Source organism: Streptomyces sp. NPDC004561 (genome assembly GCF_053602155.1).
On the sequence record NZ_JBSGDB010000058.1, the window covers coordinates 20,304 to 28,628 of the forward strand.

Consider the following 8,325-nt stretch of genomic DNA (forward strand, 5'->3'; position numbering starts at 1 on the left):
CCGCCACCTCACCATCACCGACGGGAACGGGTGAGCGCGGCCTGTTCCGTACTCTTGTTGCATGCGCATGCGCCCCACTCTGAGCTGGACCCCCACCGAGGACCTGCCGCCGGGCACCACGGACCTGGAGCCGGTCGCCGGTGCGCTGAGCACCGGTGATGTGCTGGTGCTCAGTGGCGCGGGCATCTCCACGGAGTCCGGCATCCCCGACTACCGGGGCGAGGGCGGGAGCCTGAGCCGGCACACCCCGATGACGTACCAGGACTTCACCTCCAGCACCCAGGCCCGGCGCCGGTACTGGGCGCGCAGCCACCTCGGCTGGCGCACCTTCGGCCGCGCCCGCCCCAACGCCGGGCACCGGGCCGTGGCCGCGTTCGGGCGGCACGGCCTGCTCTCGGGTGTGATCACCCAGAACGTCGACGGCCTGCACCAGGCCGCCGGCAGCGACGGCGTCGTGGAACTCCACGGGAGCCTGGACCGGGTCGTCTGCCTTTCCTGCTGCGCCTCCAGCCCGCGCCGTGAACTCGCCCGGCGGCTGGAGGAGGCCAATCCGGGATTCGAGCCGGTCGCCGCCGGCATCAATCCGGACGGTGACGCCGACCTCACCGACGGACAGGTCGGAGACTTCCGCGTGCTGCCCTGCACGATCTGCGGCGGCATCCTCAAACCGGACGTGGTGTTCTTCGGCGAGTCCGTTCCGCCGCAGCGGGTCGAGCACTGCCGCACGCTGGTCCGTGAGGCGGCATCGCTGCTCGTCCTGGGGTCCTCACTGACGGTGATGTCCGGACTCCGGTTCGTCCGCCAGGCCGCCCAGGACGGTAAGCCGGTGCTGATCGTCAACCGGGACGCGACCAGGGGCGACCGGCACGCCCGCACCCGGGTCGCCCTCCCCCTGGGAACGGCCCTCACCACCGTGGCCGGACGGCTGGGCATCCCCGTGGACCACCAGGTGGCGGCGCAGTGACGCGGCAACGGGTCTCATCGTGTTCCCGCACCACGTCACAGCGCTGCGTGCGCGGACGGCCCAGGGGGTTCCGGACGTGACGGGCAGGCGAGCGACGCGGGAGCGACTGGCGGGCGCGGCGCGGGCCGCGCTGGGTGGCGGGCGGCGGCTGGGGGCGGTCGAGCGGCTTGCGGGTGGGAGCAAGAAGGGCGTGTACCGCCTGGTGATGGACGACGCGACGAGTGCGATCGCCTACCTGTGGGACGGCGCCGAGAACTACTGGCCGGCCGCCGAGGGCGACGACGACCTCACCGACCCGTTCTCACCCGGTCTCGGGCTCGACCTGTTCGAGGCCGCGCACACCCGGCTGCACGCACTCGGCGTCCGCGTCCCGGAGGTCCTTCTCCTCGACGGCGACGGCGTCCACTGCCCGGCCGACCTCGCGATCGTCGAGGACGTCCGGGGCGAGAACCTGGAGAGACTGCTCGCCCGGGACCCGCGCGCGGCCGCCCCGGTGCTGGCCGGGCTCGAAGAGGCGCTGCGAGCGATGCGGGGTCACCGGGCGCCCACGTACGGCAAGGTGGCCGTGGTCGAGCGCGGAGACACGTCGCGCGGGACGTCCTGCGAGGGAGTCGTCCTGGACCGTGCGCTGCGGGACCTCGCCGAGGCGGCCTCGCGTGATCCGCGGATCGCGGGAGCCCGCGACCGGCTGGAGGAGCGGCTGCTGGATCTCGCGGCGGCGGTACGGCCACGCGCGGAGTACGCGGTCGTGCACGGCGAACTGGGGCCCGACCATGTGCTGGTCGACGCAGGGGGGAACCCCGTGCTGATCGACATCGAGGGCACGATGTACTTCGACGTCGAGTGGGAGCACGTCTTTCTGCGGATCCGCCTGCACGACGCCTACCGGCCGCCGGCGGAGGACGGACTGGACGAGGACCGGCTCGCGCTCTACACGCTGGCGCAGCGGCTCTCGCTGACGGCGGGCCCGCTGCGACTGCTGGACGGCGACTTCCCCGATCGGACGTTCATGGCGGGCATCGCCGAGCACAACCTGAGGAAGACGCTGGAACTCGTCCACGCCTGAACGGCCCCGGGCGCGCTTCCGGGAACAGGCCCGGCCCTGTACGACGCCCGAGCGACCAGCCCGCATGGCTGACCTTGTACGACGCCCGGAGCGACCGGCCGAGGTACCCCCTCGCCGCCGACCCGCGCACGACCGCCCCCGCAGCGGCGCCCCCGTGAGCCGCAATCACCGGCCACGGCGGCTACCGGCTCCCGAGCGCCTGGCCCTCGAGCGACCGGCCCCCGAACGCCTGGCCCCCGAGGAACCCGCACCGCCGCCGCTCAGCCGCCGTCGGCGCTAGGCCCCGCGCCGTCCTCGACAGGAGCCGGCGCCGTTCGTCCGTGGGCGAGTTGCGTCCGCAGCCACTCCTCCACCTCGCCCACATGGGCCGCCGCCGCCGTCCGTGCCGCCTCCGGGTCGCGGGCGGTCAGGGCACGGTGGATGGCGGCGTGCTCGCGGCGGGTGCGCGCGAAGGCGCCCTCCTCCTGGTAGCCGCGCCAGACGCGGGCGCGGAAGGTGCGCGAGGACAGGCCCTCCAGGATGGCGGCCATCGTCTCGTTGCCGGCGGCCGCCGCGATCTCGCGGTGGAAGGCGATGTCGTGGGCGAGGATCTCCTCGGGGTCGTCGGTGGCGTTCATCGCCGCCAAGTGCTTTGCCACAGACGCCAGTTGGTCCTCGGTGATCCGGGCAGCGGCCAGCGCGGTCGCCGTGGACTCCAGGATCCGGCGTACCTGCAGCAGTTCCACCAGACGCGGCCCCCGGGACAGGTCCGCGACCACCCCGAACGTCTCCAGCAGGTCGCCGGCCTCCAGGGCCGTGACGTAGATGCCGGAGCCGTGCCGGGCCTCCAGGACGCCCAGGACCGTCAGCGCCCGGATCGCCTCCCGCATCGAGCTGCGCGAGATGCCCAGCTGCGCGGCGAGATCCCGCTCGGTGGGCAGCCGCTGGCCCGGCTCCAGCCGGCCCTCGGCGATCATCGCCTTGATTGCCTCGATGGCGCGCTGGGTCACCGTGCCCTTCTGCGGGGCTGCCTCGTCCACGCCACTCCTCCAGTCACCGGGTGCGTCGCAGTCTAACCACCGGAGTGGTCCGACCACTATGGACGAGTGGCCGGATTTCTCGCTGCAAGAGGGTGTCATTCCGGCTGAGTGGTCTGATAAGTATGCGGACATCTGCTTGAGCCCCGCCCCTGATCGCCCTCTGCTCGAACCCTCGAACCCCCTCCGCTCGACCACCCTCGAACCCCCCTCCGCTCGACCACCCTCGACGAGGAGTCGCGAGATGCCCGCCAGCACAGTCAGGAAGCGCAGCAGGTCCCGGATCACCGTCATGGCGGCACTGGCCGCCGGCACCTCCCTCGTGCTCGCCGCGTGCGGCAGCACCAAGGACACCGCGAGCACCGGCAGCGGCGGCACCGGCAAGGTCGGCGTGATCCTGCCGCTGCTGACCTCGCCGTTCTGGCAGTCGTACAACGACTACGTCCCCAGGATGGCCAGGTCGGAGGGCGTCCAGACGCTGAAGACGGTCAACTCCAACAGCGACCCCTCGCAGCAGATCACCGACATCGACAACGAACTCACGCAGGGCGTCAAGGGGTTGGTCGTCGCCCCGCTGGACAGCGCCGCCATCGAGGCGGGACTCGACCAGGCCCAGCGCAGGGGCGTGCCGGTCGTCGCCGTGGACGTCGCCCCCGACAAGGGCAAGGTCGCCATGGTGGTGCGCGCCGACAACGTGGCCTACGGCGAGAAGGCCTGCGACTATCTCGGGCAGCACGTCAGCAGCGGCAAGGTCGTGCAGATCATGGGTGACCTCGCCTCGGTCAACGGCCGTGACCGCTCCGAGGCCTTCCGGTCGTGCGTGAGGAAGAAGTACCCCGGACTCAAGGTGCTGGAGATCCCGGCCAAGTGGGAGTCCGACACCGCCGCCGCCAAGCTGGACACACTGCTGGGCGCCAACCCCGACATCAAGGGCATCTACCTGCAGGCGGGCGGTGTCTACCTGGCGCCGGCCCTGCAGACCCTGAAGTCCAAGAGGATGCTGAAGCCGGCCGGGCAGCGGGGCCACGTCGTCATCGTCTCCAACGACGGCATCCCGCAGGAGTACGACGCCATCCGCAAGGGCGAGATCGACGCCACCGTCTCCCAGCCGGCCGACGCCTACGCCAAGTACGGCCTCTACTACATCAAGGCGGCCATGCAGGGGAGGACCTTCCAGCCCGGCCCGACCGACCACGGCTCCACGATCGTCCGGCTGCCCAGCGGCATCCTGGAGGACGAGCTGCCCGCGCCCCTGGTCACCAAGGCCGACGTCGACGACCCCAAGCTGTGGGGCAACACGGTCCGATGAGCACTCCACTGGTCGAAGCCTCGGGCATCGTCAAGCGCTACGGCCCCACGGTCGCCCTCGCCGACGGCCGGCTCACCGTGCTGCCGGGCGAGTCCCACGCCCTGGTCGGCCGCAACGGCGCCGGCAAGTCCACCCTGGTGAACATCCTCACCGGCCTCCAGGCGCCGGACCGGGGCGCCGTCCGCTTCGACGGCGAGCCCGCGCCACCGCTCGCCGACCGGGACGCCTGGCGCCGCAAGGTCGCCTGCGTGTACCAGAGGCCCACGGTCGTACCGGAGTTGACGGTCGCCGAGAACCTCTTCCTCAACCGGCAGCCGCTCGACCGCGGCTTCATCAGCTGGCGCAGGCTGCGCACCGAGGCCGCCGAACTGCTCGGGACCTGGGGCGTGCGCGTCGACCCGGAGGCGCGCACCGCCGACCTCGCCGTCGAGGACCGCCAACTGGTGGAGATCGCAAGGGCGCTCAGCTTCGGCGCCCGGTTCATCGTCCTGGACGAACCCACCGCCCAGCTCGACAACCGGGAGATCGACCGGCTGTTCACCCGTATGCGCGCGCTGCAGGACAACGGTGTCACCTTCCTGTTCATCTCCCACCACCTCCAGGAGGTGTACGAGGTCTGCCAGAAGGTCACCGTGCTGCGCGACGCCCGCTGGATCACCACCGCCCCCGTCGCCGACCTGCCGAAGGCGGCGCTGGTGGAGGCCATGGCCGGCGAGTCGGTCACCGAACTCACCAACGGAGGCTTGCGAGTTGACGAGAGAGCACCGGTCCTGCTGGAGGTGCGGGGGCTGACCTCACCGGCGTACGAGAACGTCGACCTCAGCGTCCGCCGCGGCGAGGTGCTCGGACTCGCCGGCTCCAGCGGCAGCGGCAGGACCGAGCTGGCCGAGTCCTTCGCGGGACTGCACACCCCGACCGCGGGAACGGCCCGACTCGACGGCGAGCGGCTGCCGTTCGGTGACGTACGGGCGGCCCTGGACGCGGGTGTCGGATGCGTCCCGCGCGACCGGCACGACCAGGGCCTGGTGTCGGGCATGAGCATCGGCGACAACGCCACCCTGAGCGTGCTGGACCGGCTCGGCCGCTTCGGCCTCGTCGCCACGGACCGCAGGCGCGGCGTCGCCGCCGAGCTGATCGACCGCCTGGACATCCACGCCGAGGGCCCCGACCAGCCCGTGGCGGACCTGTCCGGGGGCAACGCGCAGAAGGTCGTCATGGCCCGCGCCCTCGCCTCCGATCCCCGGCTGCTCGTGCTGATCAACCCCACCGCCGGCGTCGACGTGAAGTCCAAGGAGTCACTGCTCGCCCGCATGGACAGCGCCCGCGACGACGGCACCGCCGTCCTGGTCGTCTCCGACGAGCTCGACGACCTCAGACGCTGCGACCGCGTGCTCGTCCTCTTCCACGGCCGTGTCGTCGCCGAGCACCCGGCCGGCTGGCGCGACCACGAGCTGATCGCCTCCATCGAAGGAGTTGACCATGGCTGACACCCGGGCGGCCCCGCCGCTCGCGCCCGCGAAGACCCCCGATTCCCGGTCGGCCAGAACGGTCCTGCTGCGCCGGGCCCGCGAACTCGCCCTGGTCCCCGCGCTGGTGCTGCTTCTCGTGCTCGGCGCGATGGTCAACGACTCGTTCCTCACCGAGGGCAACCTCATCTCCGTCCTCGGGGCCTCCGCCGCCCTCGCGATGGTTGTGCTCGCCGAGTCCCTGGTGCTGATCACCGGCAGGTTCGACCTGTCGCTGGAGTCGGTCGTCGGCATCGCGCCGGCCGTCGGCGCCCTGCTGGTGCTGCCCGCGGACCAGTCCGGCTGGGGCACCGGCCTCCCGCCCGGACTCGCCCTGCTCGCCGTCCTCGTCGTCGGCGCGGTGGTCGGCGCCTTCAACGGCATCCTGGTCGTCAGGTTCCGGCTCAACGCGTTCATCGTGACGCTCGCGATGCTCATCGTGCTGCGCGGCCTGCTGGTCGGCGCCACCAAGGGCAGGACCCTGTTCGGCATGCCCGACAGCTTCTACACCCTCGCCACCACCACCTTCCTGAACGTCCCGATGTCCGTGTGGCTCGCGGCGGCCGCCTTCGCCGTCACCGGGTTCGTACTGAGGTACCACCGCGTCGGCCGCGCCCTGTACGCGATCGGCGGCAACGCGGAAGCGGCCCGGGCGGCCGGGATCCCCGTCGACCGGGTGATGCTCGGCGTGTACGTGATCGCGGGTGTCCTCGCCTCGGTCGGCGGCCTCCTGCAGACCGGGTACGTGGGCGCGATCAGCGCCAACCAGGGCCAGAACATGATCTTCACGGTGTTCGCGGCCGCGGTGATCGGGGGCATCGGCCTCGACGGCGGCAAGGGCACCATGTTCGGGGCCCTCACCGGAGTCCTCCTCCTGGGCGTCGTACAGAACCTGCTCACCCTCGCGCAGGTGCCGTCGTTCTGGATCCAGGCCATCTACGGCGGGATCATCCTCGTCGCCCTCATGATCGCCCGTGTGACGACGGGCCGAGCGCAGGACTGATATCTCATCAAATTGACGCGAAACGAGAGGACTTCAGTGTCCCAGGCCCCCGCCCGCGTCACCGCGGTCGACACCCGCGACATCCGTTTCCCCACCTCGCGCGAGCTGGACGGCTCCGACGCGATGAACCCGGACCCCGACTACTCGGCGGCCTACGTCGTGCTGCGCACCGACGCCGCCGACGGGCACGAGGGACACGGGTTCGTCTTCACCATCGGACGGGGCAACGACGTCCAGGTCGCCGCGATCGACGCCCTGCGGGACCATGTGCTCGGCCGCGACGTGGCGGCACTCTGCGCCGACCCCGGCACGCTCTTCCGGGACCTGGTCGGCGACAGCCAACTCCGCTGGCTCGGCCCCGAGAAGGGCATGATGCACATGGCGATCGGGGCCGTCGTCAACGCCGTCTGGGACCTCGCCGCCCGGCGGGCGGGCAAGCCCCTGTGGCAGCTGCTCGCCGACGCCGAACCCGCATGGCTGGTCCGCCAGATCGACTTCCGGTACATCACCGACGCGCTCACCCCCGAAGAAGCCCTCGCCCTGCTCCGACGCGGGCGGGAAGGAGCCGGGGAGCGCCGCCGAAGGCTGCTGGAGCGCGGCTTCCCCGCCTACACCACCTCCCCGGGCTGGCTCGGCTACGACGACGACAAGCTCCGCCGGCTCGCCGCACAGGCAGTCGCCGACGGCTTCCGGCAGATCAAGCTCAAGGTCGGCGCCGACCTCGCCGACGACATCCGCCGCTGCCGGGTCGCCCGGGCCGTCGTCGGACCGGACGTACGCCTGGCCGTCGACGCCAACCAGCGCTGGAACGTGGACGAGGCGATCCGCTGGACCCGGGCCCTGGCCGAGTTCGACCCGTACTGGATCGAGGAACCCACCAGCCCCGACGACGTCCTCGGCCATGCCGCGATCCGCCGCGCGGTGCGCCCCGTGAAGGTCGCCACCGGCGAACACGTGCACAACCGGATCGTGTTCAAGCAGCTGCTCCAGGCGGGCGCCCTCGACTTCGTGCAGATCGACGCGGCTCGCGTCGGCGGGGTCAACGAGAACCTCGCCATCCTGCTCCTCGCCGCCAAGTTCGGCGTCCCCGTCTGCCCGCACGCGGGCGGGGTCGGCCTGTGCGAACTCGTCCAGCACCTCTCGATGTTCGACTACCTGGCCGTCTCCGGCACCACCGAGGACCGGGTCATCGAGTACGTCGACCACCTCCACGAGCACTTCCTCACCCCGGTCGTCCTGCGCGACGGCCACTACCTGCCACCCGCCGCGCCCGGCTTCTCCGCCGCCCTGCGCCCGGAGTCCGTCGCGCGGTACACCTTCCCCGGCGGCACCTATTGGGCCGCCGACCCCGACGCCCGGAAGGGACAGGCTTCCCAATGTCGAAGTCAAGCTGGCGCAGTGACGGGCGGTGTCACTTGGTAGCACCGTCGGTCACGGATCAGGGCCCACAGAACGTTGACGC

General features: G+C 71.7%; 6 protein-coding genes and 1 pseudogene. 6 read left to right on the forward strand and 1 reads right to left on the reverse strand.

Going from position 1 to position 8,325, the window contains the following annotated elements:
• Nucleotides 1-61: 61 nt before the first annotated feature.
• On the forward strand, nt 62-964 hold the full coding sequence (locus ACWEN3_RS11045; RefSeq protein ID WP_452968461.1) for an NAD-dependent protein deacetylase: 903 nt from the start codon (nt 62-64) through the stop codon (nt 962-964).
• Nucleotides 965-1,154: 190 nt separating this feature from the next.
• Nucleotides 1,155-2,030, forward strand: a complete 876-nt coding sequence (locus tag ACWEN3_RS11050; protein ID WP_452968478.1) for a phosphotransferase family protein — start codon at nt 1,155-1,157, stop codon at nt 2,028-2,030.
• A gap of 260 nt (nt 2,031-2,290) precedes the next feature.
• On the opposite strand, the gene ACWEN3_RS11055 is transcribed toward ACWEN3_RS11050, so the two are convergent.
• Complete coding sequence (locus tag ACWEN3_RS11055; protein WP_452968463.1) at nt 2,291-3,049, reverse strand: FadR/GntR family transcriptional regulator; 759 nt, start codon at nt 3,047-3,049, stop codon at nt 2,291-2,293.
• A gap of 241 nt (nt 3,050-3,290) precedes the next feature.
• Between ACWEN3_RS11055 and ACWEN3_RS11060 the strand changes: the two genes are divergently transcribed.
• The 4 genes and pseudogenes from ACWEN3_RS11060 to ACWEN3_RS11075 form a co-directional block, all read left to right on the forward strand.
• Nucleotides 3,291-4,355: a sugar ABC transporter substrate-binding protein gene (locus ACWEN3_RS11060; RefSeq protein ID WP_452968466.1), complete on the forward strand. Its 1,065-nt coding sequence runs from the start codon at nt 3,291-3,293 to the stop codon at nt 4,353-4,355.
• A complete protein-coding gene (locus ACWEN3_RS11065; RefSeq protein WP_452968468.1) occupies nt 4,352-5,842 on the forward strand; it encodes a sugar ABC transporter ATP-binding protein in 1,491 nt (496 codons plus the stop codon). Before ACWEN3_RS11060 ends, ACWEN3_RS11065 begins: the two co-directional genes overlap by 4 nt.
• Entirely contained in the window at nt 5,835-6,863 is a 1,029-nt protein-coding gene (locus ACWEN3_RS11070; protein WP_452968470.1) for an ABC transporter permease, read from the forward strand. The genes ACWEN3_RS11065 and ACWEN3_RS11070 overlap by 8 nt, the downstream gene beginning before the upstream one ends.
• 36 nt (nt 6,864-6,899) lie before the next feature.
• Nucleotides 6,900-8,237, forward strand: a pseudogene (locus tag ACWEN3_RS11075) (L-fuconate dehydratase); the annotation flags it as partial.
• Between the last annotated feature and the right edge of the window lie 88 nt (nt 8,238-8,325).